This is a genomic window from Methylobacterium sp. EM32 (assembly GCF_040593685.1).
Classification (GTDB): Bacteria; Pseudomonadota; Alphaproteobacteria; order Rhizobiales; family Beijerinckiaceae; genus Methylobacterium.
The window spans coordinates 75,369-97,685 of the sequence record NZ_JBEXZS010000008.1; the positions used below are offsets into that span (position 1 = coordinate 75,369).

The following is a 22,317-nucleotide window of genomic DNA, read 5'->3' on the forward strand; positions in this document are numbered from 1 at the left end:
CCGCCAGCATAGCGGCTCGCGCGCCGTACCGGCAGGGCCTGGATGTCAGGAAACGTCCGGCGCCTCGTCGGATCCGGGAAGAGGCCGGCCTTCGCCGGACTCGGGAAGAAGCCGGCCCTCGCCGGCCAAGCGCCGTAGCAGGTCGCGCAGCCAGCGATGGGCCGGATCGTCGTCGTAGGAGGCGTGCCAGAGCATGCCGATCGCCACGTCTTCGAGGGGGATCGGGGCGGGGCTCACCGTCAGCCCGAGGGTCTCGGCGAAGAGCGTGGCGAGGCGCGCATGCATGGTGGTGAGCACCGGCGCGCTGCGCACCAGGAACGGCACCGCGATGAAGCGCGGCGAGGTGACCGCGAGGGTGCGGCTGCGGCCGATCTTGGCCAATGCGTCGTCCACCACCCCGTGGGCGGTCTCGCGCAGGCTGGTCAGCACGTGGGGAAAGCGCAGGTAGTCGTCGAGCGAGATCGGCGGCGTCAGCCCGACCAGGGCGGCGTTGAACAGGCAGACGTAGCTGTCGCGGTAGAGCAGGCGCTGCTTGTGGTGCATCTGGCCGCGGAACGACAGGTCGATGGCGAGGTCGAGCCGGTCGTCGTCGATCTCCTGCAGGACGTGCGCCCGGTCGACGGAGCGGAGCAGCAGGCTGATCCCCGGCGCCTCCTGCCGCAGATACGCGAGCAGGCGCGTGCCGAGCAGCACCTCGGTGCTGTCGGGCAGGCTGATCGTGAAGGTGCGCTCGACCGTGCGCGGATCGAAGGCCTCGTCCCGGCGCACCAGGACCTGGACCTGGCGCAGCAGGATCCGCAGCGGCTCGGCCAGCGCCAGCGCCCGCGGCGTCGGCCGCATCCCCTCGGGGGCACGGGTCAGAAGCTCGTCGCCGAACAGGACCCGCAGGCGCGCGAGCGCGCTGCTCATCGCCGACTGGCCGATGCCGATGCGGGACGCCGCCCGGGTCACGCTGCGCTCGGCGAGCAGGGCGTCGAGGGCGACCAGGAGGTTGAGGTCGATCCGAGCGAGATCGATATGATCAATAGTCATTATCGATACGATCTGTTTGATCCATGCTGCACCGCAGCGCATATCACGTCCATGGGTGCGGGGCGCTCGCCGCTCCCCGCCACGGACAGGACGACGATCATGACCCGGACGACCCTTCGTAAAGCCCTTCTCGCCGCCGCGACGATGCTCGCTGCCGGCGCGGCATCCGCCAGCGAGCTGCGCCCGGCCGGGGCGGCCAGCCTCGACCTCGGCCCGCTCGCCGGGGTGGCCTACTACACGCCCGAGCCCGCGGGCTACCGCGTGGTGGTGACGCTGGCCCCGCGCGCCGCCGCCCCCGCCTCCCGGTTCGAGGCGGTGCTGGCCTCCGGGCAAAGCGTCACCGTCTCGACGCCGCGCCAGGCCGGCACCACCGCCAGGACGGTCACCATCGCCCGCACAGGCGACGCCGTCACGGTGACGCCGGCGCGGGCGCGGGAGACCGTCGAGGCGACCGCCTCGATCGAGTAAGGAGCTGCGGGCGGCGTGATGCCGCCCGGGACAGGTCCCCGTCGAGCCCGGCGATCACCTGCTCCAGGGCCGCGAAGCAGGCCAGGCCGGCGGCTCAGCTGCCCCCGGCGGCGACCGCCTCGATCAGGCGCAGATGCGCCGGCAGGCAGACCCGCGTGAGGTCGTAGGCGAGCGCCGTCTGCCGCGCCGCCTTCCGTAACGGAGACGCGGAACCGGGATCGGCCAGGACCGAGACCACCGCCTCGGCGATCGCGTCCTTGGCGAAGAAATCGACCAGGATCCCGTTCTCGCGGTGGCGGATCACCTCCTCGACCGGCGGGGTCGCCGAGCCGACGACGCAGGCGCCGAGCGCCATCGCCTCCAGCATCGACCAGGACAGCACGAACGGATAGGTCAGGTAGACGTGGACGCCTGAGACCCGCAGCAGGTCGACGTAGTCGCGATAGGGAATCTTTCCGACGAAATGGACACGCGACAGGTCGAGCTCCCCCCGGACCTCGTCGAGGAAAATCTCACGCCAAGTCCTGCCAGCGGGGGGCTTCGCGCCGTAGCTGGTGTCGCTGCCGCCGACGATCACCGCCCGGGCCCTCGGCCGACGGCGCAGGATCTCGGGCAGCGCCCGCATGAAGCTGTGGTAGCCGCGATAGGGTTCGAGGTTGCGGTTGACGAAGGTGACGACCTCGTCCGCGGCGCCGAGCGACAGCCGGTCGCGGCCGAGCGTGATGCGCGCCCCCGGATCGGGCTTCAGAAGGTCGGTGTCGATGCCGTCGTGGATGACGCTGAGCCGGTCGCGGAAGACGGCCGGGATGCGGCTCGCCTGCCAGGCGGTGGGGCTGACGAGCCGGTCGGAGGCCTCGAAGGCGAGGAGCTGCCCGGCATTGCGGGCCCGCGTGCGCAGGGCGTCGCCCTCCCCAGCTGGGAATTCCGGATCGAAGCCGGAATCGGCGCCGGTCGCGCCGTAGTAGAACTCCGCGAAGGTCAGGAGCCGGGCCCGCGGCCAGACGTCCTTGAGGAACAGGGTCTCGCCCCAGCCCGAATGGCCGCAGATCACGTCCGGATGGAAGCCCTCGTCCCTGAGCGCCCGCGCGGCCCGCGCCGCCGCCTCGCCCCGCAGGGTCGCGGTCTCGAAACTCGCCGCCAGCGGATGGATGCCGGGGGTGGAGCGGCCGGCCACCGCGTAGCGGATATGGCGCACCCCCGGCAGGGCGGGGGCGGGGTTGATGCCGAGCGCCACGACCTCGGTGCCGGGCCGGGCCGCGAGGGCGGGCGCGACGTGGCGGTACTGGCCGGGGAAGTTCTGGTGGACGAAGAGGACGCGCATCGTGGGTCGGGATCGGTCCCCGGGCGGACCATGCGGCTCACCCTGTAGCACCGAGCCGGGCCGCGGCGGAACGCGCCCAGGCCGGGATTTGCCTTGACCCCGCCTCTCCGCTCATCTGGAGCGAGCTTGCGCCCCACGAAGGACACCGGATGCTGACCCTGCGCCAGATCGAGGTCGCCCGCGCCGTGATGGTGACCGGGACCATCGCGGGCGCGGCCCGGCTGCTCAACGTCTCGGCGCCGGGCATCAGCCGGCTGATGAAGTACACCGAGACCTCCCTCGGCATCCGCCTGTTCGACCGGCGGGCCGGGCGCCTGGTGCCCTCCGAGCAGGCGCGCCACGTCTTCGAGCAGATCAACGCGGTGTTCGACAAGGTCGAGGATCTGCGCTTCGTCCTGGAGCGCACCCAGGGCGGCGGGGGCCAGGAACTGCTGATCGGCTCGGTGCCGTCGATCTCGCACGTGATGGTGCCCCGCGCGATCGAGCGGGTGCGCGCGGCCTATCCGCACCTCGTCATCGACATCAACATCCTCAAGCTCGAGGAGGCGATCGACTACCTGCTGCTCGGCAAGGGCGAGGTGGTGGCGATGAGCTACCGACTCGACCACCCGGCGCTCACCTTCGAGCCGCTCGCCCGCGGCGGCCTGTTCTGCATCGTGCCGCTCGACCATCCGCTCGCCGCCCGGACCTCGATCTCGGCCGAGGAGATCGTCCGCCACCCGCTCATCGGCATCGACCCGAACGACCCCTACGGCCGGATCATGTCCGACATCTTTCGCGAGCGCGGCCTGTCCTACGGCATCACGATCCGGGCCCGGTTCGGCTCGACGGTGTGCTCGCTGGTGCGTGCGGGCCTCGGCATCGCGGTGATCGACCAGTTCACCATCGCGTACGACGCCTTCCCGGGCATCCGCGTGCTGCCGATCGAGGAGGCGCCGGTCTTCGAGACCTGGATCGCCATGAAGGCCGGCACCGCGCTCAGCATGTTCGCCGGCAGTTTCGTGCGTTTCCTGCGCCAGGAAATGGCGCGGCCGGGGCAGATCGCCTCTCAGCCGTAACATGATGTTACGATCGGCGCGCAACTTGGTATTCGGGAGGCGGGCGGGGTGGAGATATCGTGCAGCCCAAGGGAGAGCTCGCCGCGGGCGGGCACGGAAACGAAGGGCCTCGCACCATGGCTCACGGGCATGCCAGACCCGTCCTGCTCGGGCTGATCGGATCGCCGATCGCCCATTCCGCCTCGCCGGCGATGCACGAGGCCGCCGCCGAGGCGGTCGGCCTGCGGGCCCATTACCAGCTCATCGACGTGCCGAACTTCGATGCCGCGCAGCTGCGGACCCTGCTGTCGTCGCTCGCCCCGATCGGCTTCTCGGGCGTCAACGTGACTTATCCCTACAAGGAGAGGGTGCTGCCGCTCCTCGACGCGCTGTCGCCGGGCGCCCGCGCCGTCGGCGCCGTCAACACGATCGTGGTCCGCGACGGACGGCTCACCGGCCACAACACCGACATGACGGGCTTCGCCCGCGCCCTGCGGCAGGCCTTCGGGCCGAGCCCGGAGGGCCCGGTGGCGCTGATCGGCGCCGGCGGCGTCGGCAAGGCGGTGGCGGTGGCGCTCGCGGGCTTTCCCGGCCTCGAGATCCGCCTCGTCGATGCCGATCCGGCCAAGGCCGCTTCGGTGGCGGCCGCGCTCGAAGGCCATGCGCGGGTGCGGGTCTGCCGCAGCGTCGAGGAGGCGGTCGAGGGCGCGCGCGGCCTCGTCAACGGCACGCCGGTCGGCATGCTGCCGGATCGCGGCACGCCGGTCCCCTTGCGCCTGCTCCGGCCGGAGATGTGGGTGACGGATGCGGTCTATTCCCCGCTCTGGACGCCGCTCCTGACCGAGGCCGCCCGGATCGGCGCCCGCACCATGACCGGGCGCGAACTCGCCATCCACCAGGCCCTCGACGCCTTCGCGCTGTTCACCGGGCGCGAGGCGCCGGCCTCCGCGATGGAGCGGGCCTTCGACCGCGCGGTGGCGCCGCTCGCCGCCTGACGCGCGACGTCCCACGCGCAAGCTCGGCCGTGCCCTTGCTTTTCGGGGACGGATATGGAATTGCGCGCAATCGGTTTTGATTGATCTTTACTTTACGCCATTCGTCTCGCTACCCTCGAACAAAAACCAAGCTGACCCAAGGGGATAAAAGCCCCAAAGGCGGCACAGATCCTGTGTGACAGCGGAGGAACACCCGATGAGTGCGGTACCAGGCGATCACGTCCACGACCGTCAGCAATCCAAGAAGGCCGCCGCGAGCGCCTGGATCGGCTCGGCGCTGGAATACTACGACTTCTTCATCTACGCGACGGCGGCCTCGCTGATCTTCCCGCAGCTGTTCTTCCCGTCGAACAACCCGACCGTCGCGATCGTGGCCTCGCTCGCCACCTACGGCGTCGGCTACGTCAGCCGGCCGATCGGCGCCTTCGTGCTCGGCCACTGGGGCGACACCCACGGCCGCAAGCAGGTGCTCGTTCTCTGCATGTTCCTGATGGGCTTCTCGACCATCGCGGTCGGCCTCCTGCCCACCTACAGCCAGGTCGGCATCCTCGCCCCGATCCTCCTCGTCATCCTGCGCCTGATCCAGGGCTTCGCCGTCGCCGGCGAGATCTCGGGCGCCAGCTCGATGACCATGGAGCACGCCCCGTTCGGCCGCCGCGGCTTCTTCGCCAGCTTCACCCTGCAGGGCGTCCAGGCCGGCCAGATCCTCGCCGCCGCCGTCTTCCTGCCCCTCGCCGCCTACATGCCGACCGAGGCCTTCAACACCTGGGGCTGGCGCATCCCGTTCATCCTGAGCTTCGTCGTCATCATCGTCGGCTACATCATCCGCCGCGAGGTCGACGAGACCCCAGCCTTCGCCGCGGAGGAGAAGCAGGGCGAGGTCGCCCGCGCGCCGATCGTCGAGGCCTTCGCCACCTCCTGGCCCGACATGCTGCGGGTGGTGTGCATGGCGCTGATGAACGTGATCCCGGTCGTCACCACCATCTTCGGTGCCGCCTACGCGGTGCAGGCGGCCTACGGCGTCGGCTTCCACAAGGACGTCTATCTCTGGATCCCGGTGCTGGGGAACATCCTGGCGGTGGTGGTGATCCCGATGGTCGGCAACCTGTCCGACAGGATCGGCCGGCGCCCGCCGATCATCGTCGGGGCGCTGGGCTCGGGCCTGCTGTCCTTCGGCTACCTGTATGCCATCAGCATCGCCAACGTGCCGCTGGCGATCGTGATGTCGCTGCTGATGTGGGGCGTGGTCTACCAGGGCTACAACGCGGTCTTCCCGAGCTTCTTCCCCGAGCTGTTCCCGACCCGCACCCGCGTCTCCGCGATGGCGATCTCGCAGAACGTCGGCACCGCCATCACGGCGATGCTGCCGGCCCTGTTCGCCACCGTGGCGCCTCCCGGCTCGACCAACATCCCGCTCACCATCGGGTCGATCGCCCTGGCGATCACCGCGGTGGCGGCGGTGGCGGCCTTCAGCGCCCGGGAGACCTACCGGATCCCGATGAAGGACCTCGGCCAGCCCCGCGCGGTGCCGCTGCCGCAGGCCGAGTACGACCGGCTGCGCAACCAGGCGATGGCCTGACGGACGATCCGGCCCGGGACGCGATCCCGGGCCGGCCACGACACGGGTTGCGGGCCGGGCGCGGAAGGGCGCCCGGCCCGTTTCCGTTCCGGCCGGCGGCGCGCGGGTCCTGTGCGCGGACCCGCGATGCTGGATTTCGCCGGCCAGATAGGGCATCGGGCAGTGCATCCCCTTCGACACACGGGCGCCCATGACCGAGACCTCCCCGATCCCGCAGGCCGCGCGCCCGAAGCTCGTCCTCGCCTCGGCCTCGCCCCGGCGCCTCGCGCTCCTGCAGCAGGCGGGGCTGGAGCCGGACGCCCTGCTGCCGGCCGACCTCGACGAGGCGCCGCTGAAATCCGAGAAGCCGCGCGACCTGGTGCGCCGGCTCGCCCGGGCCAAGCTCGACGTGGCGGTAGCGGCGGCGCGCGGCACCGAGGATCTGCGCGACGGCTACGTGGTGGCGGCCGACACGGTGGTGGCGGTGGGCCGGCGCATCCTGCCGAAGGCCGAGGTGACCGACGAGGCGGCGGCCTGCCTGCGGCTGCTCTCCGGCCGGGCCCACCGGGTCTACACGGCGGTCTGCGTCGTCGGCCCGAAGGAGCGGCCGCGCGAGCGCCTGGTCGAGAGCCGGGTGCGGTTCAAGCGCCTCTCGGCGCGTGAGATCGACAGCTACCTCGCCAGCGGCGAGTGGCGCGGCAAGGCCGGGGGCTACGCGATCCAGGGGCTCGCCGGCTCCTTCGTGGTCAAGCTCGTCGGCTCCTACAGCGCCGTGGTCGGCCTGCCGCTCTACGAGACGGTCGGGCTGCTCGAGGGCGAGGGCTTCCCGGTCCGCGGCGCCTGGCGCGACGCGGCCTGACACGGACGAAGAGGCGCGCATGACGACGACCGAGGACGCCAAGGCGCCGGCCTGCCCGATCTGCGGCAAGCCGGCGGTGCCGGAGTTCAAGCCGTTCTGCTCCAAGCGCTGCGCCGACGTGGACCTGCAGCGCTGGCTCAGCGGGCGCTACGCCATCCCCGGCCGGGAGGACGATGCGCTCGGCCAAGGTAGCCTGGGCGAGGACGACGGCTCGCGGGAGGACTGAGCGACGAGGCGTGAGGGGATACTGAGGGAGAGCAGGGAACGGCCGGGGGCCTTCCCGGTTGACGGCGGCCCGACCTCCCGACCGCCGGAGACACCTCCCCCATGTCGTCAGACTTCCCCAACCCCCTCACCAAGCATCCCCGTCCGCCCTTCGAGGGCCAGCCGCAGAGCTTCCCGGGCCTCACGGGCCGGATGAAGCCGGAGCCCGACCACGGCGAGGCGAGCTACAAGGGCTCGGGCAAGCTCACCGGCCGGGCGGCGCTGATCACCGGGGGCGATTCCGGCATCGGCCGCGCGGTCGCGATCGCCTATGCCCGCGAGGGCGCCGACGTGGCGATCTCCTACCTGCCCTCCGAGCAGGGCGACGCGGAGGCCGTCGCGGGCTGGGTCGAGAAGGCCGGGCGCCGCGCCCTGCTGCTGCCCGGCGACCTCAAGGAGCGGGCTTACGGCCGCGAGATCGTCGCCCGCACCGCCGAGACCTTCGGCCGCCTCGACGTGGTGGTGAACAACGGCGCCTTCCAGCAGCCGAACCAGGACATCGCCTCGCTCGACGAGGACGTCTTCGAGGAGCATTTCCGCACGAACGTGTTCGGGTCGTTCACTGTCACCAAGGCGGCGATGGCGCACCTGAAGCCTGGCGCCTCGGTGATCTTCACCTCGTCGGTGAACTCCAAGCACCCGATGCCGTCGCTGCTCGCCTACAGCGCCACCAAGGGCGCTCTGAGCAACCTAGTGCTGAGCCTGGCGCAGCTGCTCGCCGAGAAGGGCGTGCGGGTCAACGGCGTGCTGCCGGGCCCGATCTGGACCCCGTTCATCCCGTCCGGGATGGAGGAGGACTCCGTCAAATCCTTCGGCAGCCAGGTCCCGTTCGGCCGCCCGGGCCAGCCGGCGGAGCTCGCCTCGGCCTACGTCATGCTGGCCTCGGACGAGAGCAGCTACACGTCGGGGGCGCTGGTGACGGTGGCGGGGGCGATGCCGGTGCTGTGAGGCGCCGGACTGCGCAAATCGGCAGGTTGAGCCGACGCTATCCAACGCACAGGGTCATCCCGGGGCCGCGAAAGCGGAGCCCGGGATGACCCGGAGGGTATCGGATTCGTAGAGAGAGCGTTTACCGCCCGCAGGCTGGCGCCGCATAACCCGCATAGACCACCCGCACCGACCGGCAGACGGGGGCCGGCGCCTCGGCGGCGACGGGCCGGGCGACCTCGGCGATGGCGGGCGCCGGCTCGGCCTTCGGTCCGTCCGAGCCCGCCCGCACCACCAGCGGGGTCGCGACCAGGGACAGGAGCGCGGCGGCGGCGACCAAGGTCAGGCGGTGGGTCACGGACAGTCTCCCTGAAGTCTTAGCGCCCCGGCGGGCGTCGTGTGCTCCGATCTGTACTGTCAACGAGCTTGACCGTTTTTCGGTTCCGGCCGAGCTTCGCGATCGTGCGGGGGCGCACCCGCGCTTGACTCGGGCGCCGCCGGTTCCCAAGGGTCGCGGCGAGATCCGCCCGAGCCGCAAGCGTTACGACCATGACCGACGCCGACCTTCAGCCGACCCGCTCGTTCCAGGGGCTGATCCTGACGCTCCAGCGGTTCTGGGCCGCGCAGGGCTGCGTGATCCTGCAGCCCTATGACATGGAGGTGGGCGCGGGCACGTTCCACCCGGCCACCACCCTGCGGGCGCTCGGCCCGAAGCCCTGGAAGGCGGCCTACGTCCAGCCCTCGCGCCGGCCGAAGGACGGGCGCTACGGCGAGAACCCGAACCGGCTCCAGCACTACTACCAGTTCCAGGTCATCCTGAAGCCGAACCCGCCGAACCTCCAGGAGCTGTACCTTGCTTCGCTGAAGGCGATCGGGGTCGATCTCAGGCTTCACGACATCCGCTTCGTCGAGGACGACTGGGAGAGCCCGACGCTCGGCGCCTGGGGGTTGGGCTGGGAATGCTGGTGCGACGGGATGGAGGTGAGCCAGTTCACCTACTTCCAGCAGGTCGCCGGCTTCGAATGCGCACCCGTGGCGGGCGAACTGACGTACGGCCTCGAGCGTCTGGCGATGTACGTCCAGGGCGTCGAGAACGTCTACGACCTCAACTTCAACGGCCGCGAGGGCGACGAGAAAGTCACCTACGGCGACGTGTTCCTGCAGGCCGAGCAGGAATACTCGCGCCACAATTTCGAGGCCACCGACACCGAGATGCTCTTCCGGCAGTTCCGCGACGCCGAGGCCGCCTGCCGCGCCTACCTCAAGGCCGGCGAACCGGGGCCGGGAGGCAACGACGCCCGCCACCGCATGGCGCAGCCGGCCTACGACCAGTGCATCAAGGCGAGCCACGTCTTCAACCTGCTCGACGCGCGCGGGGTGATCTCGGTGACCGAGCGCCAGAGCTACATCCTGCGAGTGCGCGAGCTGGCGAAAGCCTGCGGCGAGGCCTGGCGGCGCACCGAGGCCGGCGGCCTCGCCGAGGCGCCGGTCGCCTGACGCCTCCGCCGCAACCCGCCCTCGATTATCCCCTCCTCATTCCTGGCCCTCCCGACGGAGGGCCTTGAGGCCGCCCGATGCCCGACCTGCTGCTCGAACTCTTCTCCGAGGAAATCCCCGCCCGCATGCAGCGGCGCGCGGCCGAGGACCTGCGCAAGCTCGTCACCGACGCGCTGGTCGAGCGCGGCTTCCTCTACGAAGGCGCCAAGGCCTTCGCGACGCCCCGCCGCCTCGCCCTCCACGTCGCCGGCCTGCCGCCCCGCGGCCAGGACGTGCGCGAGGAGCGCAAAGGACCCCGCGTCGGCGCCCCCGAGGGCGCGGTCCAGGGCTTCCTGAAGAGCGCCGGCCTCACGAGCCTCGATCAGGCGAAAATCGTCTCCGACCCGAAGAAGGGCGAGTTCTACGTCGCGGTGATCGAGCGGCCCGGCCGCGAGACGATCGAAGTCCTGGCCGAGATCCTGCCGGCCATCGTCAAGAGCTTCCCCTGGCCGAAATCGATGCGCTGGGGCGCGGCCTCCCGCGAGCCGGGCTCCTTGCGCTGGGTGCGCCCGCTGCACTCGATCGTGGCGAGCTTCGGCCCCGAGACCGAGACGCCCGAGGTGGTGCCCTTCGCCATCGAGGGGGTCGAGGTGGGGTTCACCACCCACGGCCACCGCTTCCTGGCGCCGCAACCGATCGAGGTGCGCCGCTTCGCCGATTACCTGCCGGCCCTGGAGCGGGCCTTCGTGGTGCTCGACGCGGACCGGCGCAAGGACATCATCCTGCACGACGCCCGCGACCTCGCCTTCGCCCGCGGCCTCGACCTCGTCGAGGACGAGGGCCTGCTGGAGGAGGTGGCGGGCCTCGTCGAGTGGCCGGTGACCCTGATGGGCGCCTTCGACGAGCGATTCCTGACGATTCCCCCGGAGGTGATCCGCGCCACGATCCGGGCGAACCAGAAGTGCTTCGTGCTCCGCGGGGCTCCCGGCCCGGACGGGCGCGAGCGCCTGGCCAACGCCTTCATCCTGGTCTCGAACCTCGTCGCCTCCGACGGCGGCGCGGCGATCGTCGCGGGCAACGAGCGGGTGGTGCGCGCGCGCCTCTCCGACGCGGCGTTCTTCTGGGAGACCGACCGCAAGGTGCGGCTGGAAGACCGGCTCCAGAGGCTCGAGAGCATAGTGTTCCACGAGAAGCTCGGCACGCAGGCCAGCCGCGTGGAGCGCATCGCGGCCCTCGCCCGGGCCTTGGCGCCGGTCGTCGGGGCCGATGCAGCGCTGGCGGAGCGCGCCGCCCGCCTCGCCAAGGCCGACCTCGTCACCGAGATGGTCGGCGAGTTCCCCGAGCTGCAGGGCCTGATGGGCCGCTACTACGCGGCCGAGCAGGGCGAGCCCCCGGCGGTCGCCGCGGCGATCGAGGAGCATTACAAGCCGCTCGGGCCCAGCGACCGGGTGCCCTCCGAGCCGGTCTCGGTGGCGGTGGCGCTCGCCGACAAGCTCGACACGCTGGTCGGCTTCTGGGCCATCGACGAGAAGCCGACGGGCAGCAAGGATCCCTACGCCCTGCGGCGGGCGGCGCTCGGCGTGATCCGGCTGATCCTCGCCAGCGAGGCGCGGCTGCCCCTGCGGGCGCAGATCGCCGCCGCGGCGGCCGGCCACGGCCACGATTCGAACGCCTTCGCGGACGATCTCCTGGCCTTCTTCGCCGACCGGCTGAAGGTCTACCTGCGCGACCAGGGCGCGCGCCACGACCTCATCGACGCCGTCTTCGCGCTCCCGGGTCAGGACGACCTGCTGATGGTGGTGCGCCGGGTCGAGGCACTCGGCCGCTTCCTCGACACCGAGGACGGCCGGAACCTGCTCGCCGGCTATCGCCGCGCCGCCAACATCCTGCGCATCGAGGAGAAGAAGGACGGCCGCGCCTACGACGCGGCGCCCGACCGGGCCCTCCTGAGCCTGCCCGAGGAAGCCGCGCTCGCCGACGCCCTGCAGACGGCCGGGGCCGAGGCGGCCCGAGCGGTCTCTGCGGAGGATTTCGAGGGGGCAATGCGGGCGCTCTCGACCCTGCGCGCGCCGGTCGACGCCTTCTTCGACACGGTGACGGTGAATGCCGAGGACGCGGGTCTGCGCGCCAACCGCCTCGCCCTGCTCAATGCCCTGCGGGCGGCGACCCGTGAGGTGGCGGACTTCTCCCGCATCGGCGGCGAGGGCCGCTGAGGCTTATTAACATAGGATGCGTTGCAGAAGAGCCTCAGCACTTCGCCAGGGAACGCTTTTACGACTTTTTCATTGTTTGTCGGCGCCGAGAGCCGGTACAAACTGAACAGGTTCGATTCTCATCAACAGGAAAGTTCGGCGCACGGCGTCGGCGGGGGAGATCACCTGTGCCGCCACGCACCGCGAGGTGCTGCGGACGGTCGTTCACTCCCGCGCGGGCGCCCGGCCGCCGGACCGGGGACGCAAGGCAGGAGACAGCCACGATGGCGCTCGGCGGTAAGGCTCGACCCACGGAGCAGGCGGCTCCCCCGACGCCGGACACATCCGCGCCGCATGGGGACGGCCGGAACGACGCGCGCGTGCCGGGCGATGCCGGAGGCGAGGCCGCGACGGGCGCGCAGATTCGCGCGCACGTGCGGCAGGTCCTGAAGCAGGCGGGATCCGGCGCCTCAACCGAGGGGAATTGAGCGCACCAGCCGGCCGACGCCGTCGCGGATCTCGAGCTGCCAGTCGTCTCCGAGGAGCGGCAGCTCGCCGCTCGCTCGCATCTCGGCGACGACCGCCCGCGCTTCGGCCTCAGCCTGGTCCGGCGTGGCGGCCTCGACGCCCGTCGGGTCCTCGATCGCACGCGCCGGGCCGACCAGGTTGAAGAAGTAGCGCTGCGTCATGAGGCTGACCACGGTCCGAGGGACGGGGCGGGTGCGGCTCGGCCGTCACCGGTCGGCCCGCGCCCGGTCGGTTGCGAGGGCGATTTCTGAACGTTACCAGCCCGGTTCCGGGCTGGCATGTCAGGGAAAAGGCGAGTTGCGCCACCAAGCGTGAGCGATTCCGCGCCTGCCGCGTTCCTCCGAAGGGAGAGGGCAGCCGCCCCCCTGCTCCCGCCGCCCCAGGCGGCCGAGGCCCCACGGCGCGGCGAAGGCAGGCCGACGATGCAGCATGATTCCGCCCGCGCGCACCCCGAGAGACGGGGCCATCCGGAGAAGCCCGGGGCCTCGGCCCGCAGCATCGGGCTGACCCTTCTCGGCATCGTGATCGGCGGCGCCGGCTACTACGCCTCCTGGCGGTACCAGACCCCGATCGGCACCCTCGGCGGCATCGCGGGCCTGGCGCTCTGCGTGATCGGCACCAGCCACGGGCACGAGAGCCCCGGGCATTAGTCCCGTCGCCTTTCGGCTGAAGCCCGTTCCTGCGGCAATACGCGGCCGGGGCGCGGTCGATCCCGCGGGGCCCGAGGGGTGTTGGCCCGGGACACAACCGATGAGGAGACGCCCATGTCCGCCAATGCCCCCGAGCACCGCACCGGCCACGACATCGATTCCGTCGATCAGGTCAGCAGTGTCACGCTACTCGGCTTCGCCGTCGTCGGCGCGGCCCTGACGGTGGCGCTCAACGCGATGCTGATCTGACGCGGGTGGCGGCGGGGTGATCCTGGCGATGCTCCGCTGCCTCTGTCCTGCCGTCAGATCGTCTCGACGGCTCCGATGAGCTTTCTCGTGCGGAGCGCGATGCCGCGCCCCGATTCGGTGATCAAGCACTTCGGCGAACGGCTGATTTTGCACCGGACCGCGCATTCGCCGCGTTCCGCAGCACGTCTTCGGTCCATTGGGCCAAGCTTTTGCCGGCAAGTTCGGCCTCCCGTGCAGCCCGGGCGTGGACCTCCGGATCGATGCGCACCATGAGCTTGCCAGAGAACGCTTTCTCGGGTGCCTTGCCAATCTGGGCACAGGTCTCAATGTAGTCATCCACCGCCTCGTGGAAGGCGCTGGTCAGATCCGGCACGCTCTCGGCGTGGAAACCGATGATGTCGTTGATCCCGGCGATACGGCCGACGAAAGCGCTGTCCTCGGCGCTGAACTCGACCCGGGCGACGAAACCCTTGTAGGTCAGCGTATTGTTCATGGCATCACTCCGATTTTCACGAGAAATTCGCGAGCGTCCCGCACTTGGTAAGGCTTGGCCTCTTTGGCAGGGTGCGGGCGATGGAAAGCGGCGACAAGCGTTCCCTTCCTAAATTTCACCCGTGAACCGGAGCCCTCGACGAGGACTGCCCCTGCCGCCAGCAGCAGCCCTTCGAGATCGGACCACGCGATGGTTCTCGATATCGGGTCGGCGAAGACGGCTTCGAGAGTGCGGATCTGCCTACCGTTCATGCGGCGATCACCACCGTTCGAGTCGCGCACGGACCCGTGATACCGTCTCCAGCAGGAGCCAATTGCGGGCATCACGCGGCAGACATATGAGTGCCGTAGAGCCCGGTCTGCAAGCACTTTCTGCAAGCATATTCCTTACGCAGCCCGCGACGCCGCGATTCGGACGAGATGGAGAACGTGCGCTCCGGCTGGCGCGCCCTTTCCGGCGCCTGTAGCCCGGCAGGATCGTCACGCGCGCCGAAGACATTGATGATGACGCCTCGGAGGCCCCTCCTCCTGCTGACCGCCATGGCCTGGAGCGGCACCGCCCTCGCCGCCGAGGTGATGCTGCCCGGCAAGGCGGTAATCGGCCCCGAGAGCCGGACGGTCGCGATGGCGTTCGGCTGCACCACGACGCGGTCGCGTAACCAGACCGGCGCCCTGTCGATCGGCTTCGGCATCCCCGACTTCGAGTCCCTGGAGAAACGCTTCGATTTCGGCGCCTTCGAAGGCCCGACGGGCACCCGCACGCCGTTGACCGAGATCACGGTCGCGCAAGCCGTGCGCCTGCCGGCCAGCGGCGCCGTCGCCGTGGACGGCACGACCTTCTCCCTCGGCGTCGCCGTGTCGCTGCGCGGCGAGGCGGCCGGGCTCCGGCCGATCAGGGCGGTCGCGGGGGCCGCCAGCGCCGGGCCGGGAGAGCTGCGCTGGCGCCAGGACAGCCCGCGCAAGGGCGACGCCCCGATCCTCGTCACGGTGCCGATCTCGGCCGCCGATGCCGGCCGGCTCAAAGCGGCGCTCGCTCCCTGCCTCAAGGCCAGATAGCCCCAGCCAACACGTAGCCCGGGCAAGGAGCCCCGACAGGTCGCCCCGGACCGGTTCAGCGCCGCCAGATCCCGATCCGGTTCGAGCGGGCCTGCTCCTCGGCGGCGAGCAGGTCCGGCGTGGCGTCGGCGCTGGTGCGGCCACCGCCGTTGAACAGGATCAGCTCGGACAGGTCCTGCCCGTCGAGGGAGCAGCGATAGGCGCCCCCCTCCCCCGCCGGCGCGCAGGCGACGTCGCGCCGGCGCAGGTAGCGGCCGAGCTCGCGGGCGTTGCGGCCCGACAGCCCATCGACCCCGGCCAGCCGCACCGTGCGGCCGTCGAAATCGAGGGTGCCGGTATCGACCACCGCCGGGCTGCCGCGCAGCACGGCGCGGCCGGCCGGATCGCGCGTGCGCGGATCGGCCTCCGGTTCGGCGATGCTCGCCGTCTGCGGCAGCGGGGAGGGTCCGGGCCCCTGGCGGGCCGTCTCGGGCCTGGCCGCGTCACCTTTACCCGCCTCGCTCTTGGCCGCCTTGGCCCGGGCCGCCAGCGCCTGGGCGACGAAGTCGTGCCAGATCTGGGCCGGCATGTCGCCGCCGGTGACGCCGGCCATCGGTGAGTTGTCGTCGTTGCCGAGCCAAACCCCAACCACGAGGTCGCCGGCAAAGCCGATGAACCAGGCGTCGCGGCTGTCCTGGGTGGTGCCGGTCTTGCCCCCGGCCGGCACCGAGACCCGGGCGTTCTTGCCGGTGCCCTCCCGGACCACGGCGCTGAGCAGGTCGAGCATCGCGGTGCGCGCCTGCTGGTCGCGGGCGGGAGGTGGCGCGGTCTGCGGCCGGGTGTAGAGCGCCTGGTCGCGGGCGAGGATCTGGCGCACGCTGTAGGGCTCGATGATCTCGGCGCCCGCCGCCACTGCCGCGTAGGCGCGGGTCATCTCGAGGAGCGTGGTCTCGGCCGAGCCGAGGGCGAGGCTCGGCAGGTTCGGCAGGTCGGAGGTGACGCCGAGGCCGCGGGCGGTCTCGATCACCGCCGGCATCCCCACCGCCTCGGCGAGTTGCACCGCCACGGTGTTGATCGAATGGGCGAAGGCCGTGCGCAAGGTGACCGCGCCGCGGTAGCGCCCGCCGTAATTCTCGGGCTCCCACTCGCCCACTTGCGTCGGGCGGTCCATCATCGTCGAATCGGGACGATACCCCTCGCGCAGCGCCGTCAGGTACACGAACAGCTTGAACAGCGAGCCCGGCTGGCGCTTGGCCTGGGTGACCCGGTTGAACTGGCTGTCGGCGTAGTCGCGCCCGCCGACCATGGCGAGGATCGCCCCGTCCGGCGCCATCGCCACCAGCGCGCCCTGCGAGACCTTGCGCCGCTCGCCGTCCTGGTCGAGGCGGCGGGCAAGCACGCTCTCGGCGATGTTCTGGAGCGTCAGGTCGAGAGTCGTGCGCACGGTGGCGTCCGCCGGCCCGGCGCCGATCAGGGTGCGGACCGAATCGGCGACGTTGTCGACGAAGTAGTTGGTGCCGACCGGCGTCTCCGTCGGCACCCGGACGGTGGCGGGCGCGCGCTTGGCCGCGTCGGCCTCCGCCTTCGTGACCGCGCCGGTCTCCACCATCGCGTCGAGCACCTGAGCGGCGCGGCCCCGCGCGCCGTCGAGGTTGCGGTGGGGGGCGAGCTGCGAGGGCGCACGGACGAGGCCCGCCAGCATGGCGGCCTCGCTCAGGCTCAGGTCCTTGGCCGGCTTGCCGAAATAGCGCTGCGACGCCGCGTCGGCGCCGTAGACGCCGGCGCCGAAATAGGCCGCGTTGAGGTAGCGGGTGAGGATCTCGTCCTTCGGCAGCTGTGATTCGAGCCACAGGGAGAGCACCGCCTCCTGCACCTTCCGCTTCAGGGTGCGGTCCTGCGACAGGTAGCTCATCCGCACGAGCTGCTGGGTCAGGGTCGAGCCGCCCTCGCGCGTGCCGCCCGCGGCGGCGTTGCGGAACGCCGCGCGCAACAGCCCGCGCAGGTCGACTCCGTGATGCTCGTAGAAGCGGCGATCCTCGATCGCCACGATCGCCTTGGCGAGGACCGGCGGCACCTCCTTGGGCGCCAGCTTCGCGCCCTTGATGACGCCGCGTGTGGCGAAGGCCTGCCCGTCGGCGGCGCGCACCACCAGGGCGGAGGCGGTGGGCTCGACCGTGAGCCCGCCATTCACCGGCAGGGTCGCGAGGGCATAGACCGAGTAGGCCAGGACGAAGCCGGCCGCGAGGGCGGCGGCCGCCCCCGTCACCCGCAGCCACGGCACAAGCCGGGCGCGCGCGGCGACGGGACGCCAGGCCGCCGCCGTCGCGGTGGCGGCGCGCCGGGCCGCGGGATGGTCGGCGAGGCGGGCGGCGCCCGCCCGCACCCGCGAGACGCCGGATCGGGCGGCCGGGCCGAGCCGCGCCCCGAACCTGGCGGCGGCGCGGGAGACCCCCGCGAACCGCCCCTCCGGCGGCGCTCCCTTCGATGAAGGTTCCTCCGGCGCGGCCGGCCGGCCCGCCCCGCCGAGGTCGAGCCAGTCGCGGGGGCGCCCGTCGGGCTTAGGTTCGGTCGGCCGCTCGCTCAAGGCTCAGCGTCCGGCCTGACGCGGCTCGATCCAGCGCACCGGCCGGGCGGCCGGGCGGCTGAAATGCAGCCGGCGGATGCCGTGGCGGTGCCGGCGATAATGATGTCGCCCGTAATGGCGGCGATGGTGCCAGTGCCGCCGGTGGTGCCAGTGGCGACGGTAGTGGCGGCGGTGGTGCCAGTGGCGGCGATGCCAGTGCCGCCGGTGCCAGTGGCGGTGGCGGCGCCAGCGCACGGTCTCGACCGTGGAGGGCTGGTCGAGGGCGGTGGTGACCGCGGCGCTCGGCATCAGCGGCGAGGCGCCGGCGAGACCGCCGAGGCCGGTGAGCAGGAACAGGGCCAGCAGCAGGGAACGAATGCGCATCGGGGCTCCGGGCGGGGATCCAGACGAGGATGAAATCAGGTCGGGGTCGGCGTGGCCCGGCACCTTGGTGCCGTCGCCACGCGCGGGAACGGAACTCAACGCCAAGCTCTGCCGTTCCGTTCCAGGTCGGGAGCCTCGCGACCGGCCGAAGCCTGGCCGTTCCGCACCGGTGCGTTAGGTTGTCAGTGTCACGAGGTCCTTCGCGGTGAAGAGAGGCGAACAGCCATGCGGCCGGGCATGAAGCGGCTCTATCGGTGGTCGGCGGCGGCGGCTCTGCTCGCCGGCGGCATCAGCGCGGCGGAGGCCGGCTGCGTCCGGCGCGTCATCAATCGCTCGCCCTACTTCGCGGTGGCGAGCCGCAACGGCGGCCCGAGCGTCGGCATCCCGCCCCATTCCTCGCGTTCGATCCGCATGCTCGCCCCGGGCCGGGTCGACATCGCGGCCCATTGCGCGGCGCGGGGGCCGCGCGGGCGCCTCGTCCCGGCGGGACCGCCGGTGGCGCAGGACAGCTACACGTTCACGGCCGTCCTCGACCGCTGTTACTACGACCTCGGCCTGATGGGGTTCGGCTTCGGCGGCACCGAGCCGTTCGTGCTCAACAACCCCCGCGACGGCGACCTCGTGGTCGGCCCGTTCGGCGCGGCCTGCCCGCCGCGCTGACCCCGTCACATCGGGGTTGCGCCGATCGAGTGAACTGGCTAATAAGCCCTCGTCGGCGCCGAACAGGGCCGGCAGCGTTCCCCGATAGCTCAGTTGGTAGAGCAGGCGACTGTTAATCGCCTTGTCGTAGGTTCGAGTCCTACTCGGGGAGCCACTTTCCTTCTCCTGACAATTGATCCGGACTCCGCGGTTGCGCACTGATCGCCCGCGATGCTGCCCTGCCGTCAGGCCTCCTCGCCGCGATGCGCACGACGGAACGCCGCCGGACTGAGCGTCGCACGGGCGGCGAAGAACCGCGAAAAATACGCCGGATCGTTGAAGCCGAGATCGAAGGCGATCTTCGAGACCGGCAGCGTGGTGTAGATCAGGCTGCGCTTGGCCTCCAGCATCAGCCGGTCGTGCAGGATGCCTTGCGGCGAGCGCCGCACCGCCTCGGTGCAGGCGGCGTGCAACCGGTCGGGGCTGACGCCGAGCGCCGCGGCGAAGCGCGCCACCGGCCAGCCCTCGCGCAGGTGCGCTTCGACGAGGCGGCGGAAGCGGCGGTGCAGGTCGGCGCGGGCGAGCGCCGCCGGCTCGGTGATGGCGCGGGCGGCGCGGGTGCGCAGCAGGCCGATGACCAGGAGCTTCGCCAGGGCTGCCACCGCGCTCGCCGCTCCCGGAAGGGCGCCGGCGGCCTCCCGTCCGAGCGTCTCGACGAGACCCGCGAGGTCGAGGTCGATCTCCTCCGGCGAGCCCGGCCGCCCGCTGAACGCCGCCTCGGCGGTGGCGCGCAAGGGTGCCGCCTCCGGATCGGGATCGAGGACGGAGGCCAAAAAGTCGTCGGCGAGCGACAGGACCACGCCGTCGGTGCCGGGCCGGAACGAGAAGGCGTGCACCACGCCGGACGGCACCCAGATCAGCCACGGGGCGGAGAAGTCCTCGCGCCGCGCATCCAGCGACAGGGCGCCGTGGCCGCGCGTGACGACGAGCCCCTGCGTCAGCGCGCCGTGGCGGTGGGGCGCGATCTCCCAATCGTGCAGGGCCGCGCTGGTGCCGATCCGCTCGGCATGGACGAAGCTCGGCACCGTGGTCTCGGCGGTCTCGCCGTAGAGGCGAAACACCGGAATCGGCCGCTCCCGCCGCGTCTGCATCGTTCGCTCCTCCCGGTCCGAGGGTAGGGCGCGGCGCCGGATCCGTCCAAGAAATTCCGGGGAGCGTCCATGGTCCGGGCGGGCCGTGGCCGGTAGCGTCGGAGCATCGAACCGGACCAGTTCCAAGCTGCTGATCCGGCTGGCGAAACTCTTGTGCGGCGCAACATGCCCGCCCGGCCCGCGGGTCTTCGGCGACGACCGGAGCCGGCGACCGGATACGGCCAAGTTTTTCGCACCTACGACGGACCTCCGCGCGGCGACAAGACCCGCGAGGTCCCGACACCGGAGGAAACGATGAGCGACAAGGGCTTTCCCCTGAACGCCTGGTACGCCGCGGCCTGGGACCACGAGATCGGCCGGGCGCTGACGCCGCGGCGGATCTGCGACAAGGACGTGGTGCTCTACCGCCGCACCGACGGCGCCGTCGCGGCCCTGGAGGATGCCTGCTGGCACCGGCTGATGCCGCTGTCCCTCGGCCACCTCAAGGGCGACCAGGTGATGTGCGGCTATCACGGCCTCGTCTTCGACGCGGCGGGCCGCTGCACCTTCATGCCGGCGCAGGAGACCATCAACCCCTCGGCCTGCGTGCGCGCCTTCCCGGCGGTGGAGCGCTACCGCCTGATCTGGCTCTGGATGGGCGACCCGGCGCTCGCCGATCCCGACCTCGTGCCGGACTTCCACTGGAACAGCGACGCGCCGTGGGTCGGCGAGGGCGGCACCTTCTACAGCCTGAAATGCGACTACCGGCTGGTCATCGACAACCTGATGGACCTGACCCACGAGACCTACGTCCATGCCGGGAGCATCGGCGACGAGGCGATCACCCGCAGCCCGTTCGAGGTGACCCACACCGATCGGCACGTGACCGTGGAGCGCTGGATGGAGAACATCGAGCCGCCGCCGTTCTGGGCCCGGAACCTGGGCAAGCCCGGCCACCACGTCGACCGCTGGCAGATCATCCGGTTCGAGGCACCGACGGTGGTGGCGGGCGATGTCGGGGTGGCGGTCACCGGCACGGGCGCCCGCCAGGGCGACCGGAGCCAGGGCGTCAACGGCTTCTTCCTCGCGGCGATCACGCCGGAGACCGCCACGAGCTGCCACTATTTCTGGAACTTCGTGCGTAGCTGGCGCACCGACGACGAGGAGCTGACGAAGAGCCTCAACCGGGCCCACGTCAACGACGGCAAGGGCGTCTACGATCAGGACCACGACGTGCTGGAGGCCCAGCAGCGGGCGATCGACCGCCAGCCGCGCCAGCCGTTCTACAACCTCAACATCGATGCCGGCTCCCTGTGGGCCCACCGCCTGATCGACGGGATGATCGCCAAGGAGGCGCCCAAGGAAGCCCCATCCGACACGAAGCCCGTCGGCGTGGCGGCGGAGTAGCGTGCCATGGCCCCGACCGACTGGCTCCCCGCGCGGCTGCGCACCACCCGGGCGCTGACGCCCGACATCCGCCTCCTGGAGATCGAACCGTCGACACGCGCCGCGCCGGCGGCGCCCGGCAGCCATCTCGGGGTGGCGGTGATGATCGGCGAGCGGCCGGACGCCCGCTCCTACTCGCTCATCGATTCCGGGGCGGACGGGGTCTACCGCATCGCCGTGAAGCGGCTGCCCGACAGCCGCGGCGGCTCGGCCTACATGCACGGGCTGGAGCCCGGGGCGCGGCTCCGCATCTCGGGTCCCCGCAACCATTTCGGCCTCACCCTGGGCAAGCCCGGCTATCTCCTGGTGGCCGGCGGCATCGGCATCACCCCGCTCCACGCCATGGCGCTGGCGCTCCACCAGGCCGGCGCGCCCTTCCGCCTGCTCTACGCCGCCCGGACCCGGCGGGACCTGGCGCTGGCGGACAGCCTGCAGGCGCGGATCGGCGACCGGCTGGAGGTCTTCCTCGACGAGGAGAGCCGGCGGATCGACCTGGCCGGCGCGATCGCGGATCTGGCTCCTGGCGCCGAGGCGTATGTCTGCGGGCCGTTCGGCATGATGGAGGCCGCTCGCCGGGCCTGGGCGGAGGCCGGCCGCCCGGCGCAAGAGCTGCGGTTCGAGACGTTCGGCACCGGCGGCCGCCACGCCACCGAGCCGTTCACGGTCCGCATCCCGCGCCTGTCGAAGGAGATCGTGGTTCCGCGCAACCAGACCATGCTGGAGGCCCTGGAGGCGGCGGGCGTCGGCATGATCCACGATTGCCGGCGCGGCGAGTGCGGGTTGTGCACGGTGAAGATCCTGGACACGGACGGCACGGTGGATCACCGCGATGTCTTTTTCAGCGAGGCGCAGAAGGTGACGAACGCCCAGCTCTGCACCTGCGTGTCGCGGGTGGTGGGCGGCGGGATCACCATCGATACGGCCGATCGGGCGGGGTGAGGCAGGTCGAGCCGACGCCTGCGACACCCTCCGTGTCATCCCGGGGCTCGCCGAAGGCGAGAACCCGGGATCCATAACCGCCGAGGATCGAAGAGAGGGCGTATTGCGCTCCGCTTCATCTTGCGACGTCAGC

24 protein-coding genes and 1 tRNA gene are annotated in these 22,317 nt (G+C 71.4%); 16 read left to right on the forward strand and 9 right to left on the reverse strand.

Features of this window, described 5'->3' with window-relative positions; all coding sequences use genetic code 11:
• Positions 1-45: 45 nt before the first annotated feature.
• Positions 46-1,032 (reverse strand): LysR family transcriptional regulator, encoded by a 987-nt coding sequence (locus tag ABZT49_RS01810; RefSeq protein WP_355282228.1) that lies wholly within the window; start codon positions 1,030-1,032, stop codon positions 46-48.
• Between the two features lie 99 nt (positions 1,033-1,131).
• Here ABZT49_RS01810 and ABZT49_RS01815 point away from each other — a divergent pair, with 99 nt between their 5' ends.
• Positions 1,132-1,500, forward strand: a complete 369-nt coding sequence (locus tag ABZT49_RS01815; RefSeq protein WP_355282231.1) for a hypothetical protein — start codon at positions 1,132-1,134, stop codon at positions 1,498-1,500.
• Positions 1,501-1,594: 94 nt separating this feature from the next.
• Here ABZT49_RS01815 and ABZT49_RS01820 read toward each other — a convergent pair whose 3' ends face one another.
• Complete coding sequence (locus ABZT49_RS01820; RefSeq protein ID WP_355282233.1) at positions 1,595-2,821, reverse strand: glycosyltransferase family 4 protein; 1,227 nt, start codon at positions 2,819-2,821, stop codon at positions 1,595-1,597.
• 149 nt (positions 2,822-2,970) lie between these two features.
• On the opposite strand from ABZT49_RS01820, the gene ABZT49_RS01825 reads away from it, so the two are divergent.
• The 6 genes from ABZT49_RS01825 to ABZT49_RS01850 all read left to right on the forward strand — a co-directional run bounded on the left by ABZT49_RS01825 (position 2,971) and on the right by ABZT49_RS01850 (position 8,482).
• Positions 2,971-3,879 (forward strand): LysR family transcriptional regulator, encoded by a 909-nt coding sequence (locus tag ABZT49_RS01825; RefSeq protein ID WP_355282235.1) that lies wholly within the window; start codon positions 2,971-2,973, stop codon positions 3,877-3,879.
• A 116-nt stretch (positions 3,880-3,995) separates the two neighbouring features.
• Positions 3,996-4,853 carry a shikimate dehydrogenase gene (locus ABZT49_RS01830; protein ID WP_355282238.1) on the forward strand — a complete coding sequence of 286 codons (858 nt, stop codon included), beginning with the start codon at positions 3,996-3,998 and terminating at the stop codon, positions 4,851-4,853.
• A gap of 196 nt (positions 4,854-5,049) precedes the next feature.
• Positions 5,050-6,432: an MFS transporter gene (locus ABZT49_RS01835; RefSeq protein ID WP_355282241.1), complete on the forward strand. Its 1,383-nt coding sequence runs from the start codon at positions 5,050-5,052 to the stop codon at positions 6,430-6,432.
• 190 nt (positions 6,433-6,622) lie between these two features.
• The gene (locus ABZT49_RS01840) at positions 6,623-7,270 is read left to right on the forward strand and encodes a Maf-like protein (RefSeq protein ID WP_093567752.1); all 648 of its coding nucleotides are present in this window, start codon (positions 6,623-6,625) and stop codon (positions 7,268-7,270) included.
• Between the two features lie 19 nt (positions 7,271-7,289).
• On the forward strand, positions 7,290-7,496 hold the full coding sequence (gene yacG / locus ABZT49_RS01845; protein WP_355282244.1) for a DNA gyrase inhibitor YacG: 207 nt from the start codon (positions 7,290-7,292) through the stop codon (positions 7,494-7,496).
• Positions 7,497-7,597: 101 nt separating this feature from the next.
• Entirely contained in the window at positions 7,598-8,482 is an 885-nt protein-coding gene (locus ABZT49_RS01850; RefSeq protein WP_355282246.1) for an SDR family oxidoreductase, read from the forward strand.
• 121 nt (positions 8,483-8,603) lie between these two features.
• Here the strand turns inward: ABZT49_RS01850 and ABZT49_RS01855 are convergent, their stop codons facing one another.
• Positions 8,604-8,819: a hypothetical protein gene (locus tag ABZT49_RS01855; protein ID WP_355282249.1), complete on the reverse strand. Its 216-nt coding sequence runs from the start codon at positions 8,817-8,819 to the stop codon at positions 8,604-8,606.
• Positions 8,820-9,010: 191 nt separating this feature from the next.
• Here ABZT49_RS01855 and ABZT49_RS01860 point away from each other — a divergent pair, with 191 nt between their 5' ends.
• Both ABZT49_RS01860 and glyS read left to right on the forward strand, forming a co-directional pair.
• Complete coding sequence (locus ABZT49_RS01860; RefSeq protein WP_355282252.1) at positions 9,011-9,958, forward strand: glycine--tRNA ligase subunit alpha; 948 nt, start codon at positions 9,011-9,013, stop codon at positions 9,956-9,958.
• A 77-nt stretch (positions 9,959-10,035) separates the two neighbouring features.
• A complete protein-coding gene (gene glyS / locus ABZT49_RS01865) occupies positions 10,036-12,150 on the forward strand; it encodes a glycine--tRNA ligase subunit beta (protein WP_355282255.1) in 2,115 nt (704 codons plus the stop codon).
• Between the two features lie 449 nt (positions 12,151-12,599).
• Here the strand turns inward: glyS and ABZT49_RS01870 are convergent, their stop codons facing one another.
• A complete protein-coding gene (locus tag ABZT49_RS01870; protein ID WP_355282257.1) occupies positions 12,600-12,818 on the reverse strand; it encodes a DUF6894 family protein in 219 nt (72 codons plus the stop codon).
• Between the two features lie 261 nt (positions 12,819-13,079).
• Between ABZT49_RS01870 and ABZT49_RS01875 the strand changes: the two genes are divergently transcribed.
• Both ABZT49_RS01875 and ABZT49_RS01880 read left to right on the forward strand, forming a co-directional pair.
• On the forward strand, positions 13,080-13,307 hold the full coding sequence (locus tag ABZT49_RS01875) for a hypothetical protein (RefSeq protein WP_355282260.1): 228 nt from the start codon (positions 13,080-13,082) through the stop codon (positions 13,305-13,307).
• A gap of 114 nt (positions 13,308-13,421) precedes the next feature.
• On the forward strand, positions 13,422-13,556 hold the full coding sequence (locus ABZT49_RS01880; protein WP_280142275.1) for a hypothetical protein: 135 nt from the start codon (positions 13,422-13,424) through the stop codon (positions 13,554-13,556).
• A 121-nt stretch (positions 13,557-13,677) separates the two neighbouring features.
• On the opposite strand, the gene ABZT49_RS01885 is transcribed toward ABZT49_RS01880, so the two are convergent.
• On the reverse strand, positions 13,678-14,049 hold the full coding sequence (locus tag ABZT49_RS01885) for a type II toxin-antitoxin system HicB family antitoxin (protein WP_355282263.1): 372 nt from the start codon (positions 14,047-14,049) through the stop codon (positions 13,678-13,680).
• Positions 14,046-14,330, reverse strand: coding sequence for a type II toxin-antitoxin system HicA family toxin (locus tag ABZT49_RS01890; protein WP_355282266.1), 285 nt, complete (start codon positions 14,328-14,330; stop codon positions 14,046-14,048). The genes ABZT49_RS01885 and ABZT49_RS01890 overlap by 4 nt, the downstream gene beginning before the upstream one ends.
• Before the next feature lie 219 nt (positions 14,331-14,549).
• On the opposite strand from ABZT49_RS01890, the gene ABZT49_RS01895 reads away from it, so the two are divergent.
• A complete protein-coding gene (locus ABZT49_RS01895; RefSeq protein ID WP_355282269.1) occupies positions 14,550-15,104 on the forward strand; it encodes a hypothetical protein in 555 nt (184 codons plus the stop codon).
• A gap of 55 nt (positions 15,105-15,159) precedes the next feature.
• Here ABZT49_RS01895 and ABZT49_RS01900 read toward each other — a convergent pair whose 3' ends face one another.
• Both ABZT49_RS01900 and ABZT49_RS01905 read right to left on the reverse strand, forming a co-directional pair.
• A complete protein-coding gene (locus ABZT49_RS01900) occupies positions 15,160-17,667 on the reverse strand; it encodes a PBP1A family penicillin-binding protein (protein WP_355282271.1) in 2,508 nt (835 codons plus the stop codon).
• 3 nt (positions 17,668-17,670) lie between these two features.
• Positions 17,671-18,030 (reverse strand): hypothetical protein, encoded by a 360-nt coding sequence (locus tag ABZT49_RS01905; RefSeq protein ID WP_355282274.1) that lies wholly within the window; start codon positions 18,028-18,030, stop codon positions 17,671-17,673.
• Positions 18,031-18,255: 225 nt separating this feature from the next.
• Here ABZT49_RS01905 and ABZT49_RS01910 point away from each other — a divergent pair, with 225 nt between their 5' ends.
• Positions 18,256-18,690, forward strand: a complete 435-nt coding sequence (locus ABZT49_RS01910) for a hypothetical protein (protein WP_355282277.1) — start codon at positions 18,256-18,258, stop codon at positions 18,688-18,690.
• Positions 18,691-18,768: 78 nt separating this feature from the next.
• Positions 18,769-18,844: transfer RNA gene (locus ABZT49_RS01915), tRNA-Asn, on the forward strand.
• 70 nt (positions 18,845-18,914) lie between these two features.
• Here ABZT49_RS01915 and ABZT49_RS01920 read toward each other — a convergent pair.
• Positions 18,915-19,820, reverse strand: a complete 906-nt coding sequence (locus tag ABZT49_RS01920) for a helix-turn-helix domain-containing protein (RefSeq protein WP_355282279.1) — start codon at positions 19,818-19,820, stop codon at positions 18,915-18,917.
• A 294-nt stretch (positions 19,821-20,114) separates the two neighbouring features.
• On the opposite strand from ABZT49_RS01920, the gene ABZT49_RS01925 reads away from it, so the two are divergent.
• Both ABZT49_RS01925 and ABZT49_RS01930 read left to right on the forward strand, forming a co-directional pair.
• Positions 20,115-21,206, forward strand: a complete 1,092-nt coding sequence (locus ABZT49_RS01925) for an aromatic ring-hydroxylating dioxygenase subunit alpha (RefSeq protein WP_355282282.1) — start codon at positions 20,115-20,117, stop codon at positions 21,204-21,206.
• A gap of 6 nt (positions 21,207-21,212) precedes the next feature.
• Entirely contained in the window at positions 21,213-22,184 is a 972-nt protein-coding gene (locus ABZT49_RS01930) for a PDR/VanB family oxidoreductase (protein ID WP_355282284.1), read from the forward strand.
• Positions 22,185-22,317 lie beyond the last annotated feature (133 nt).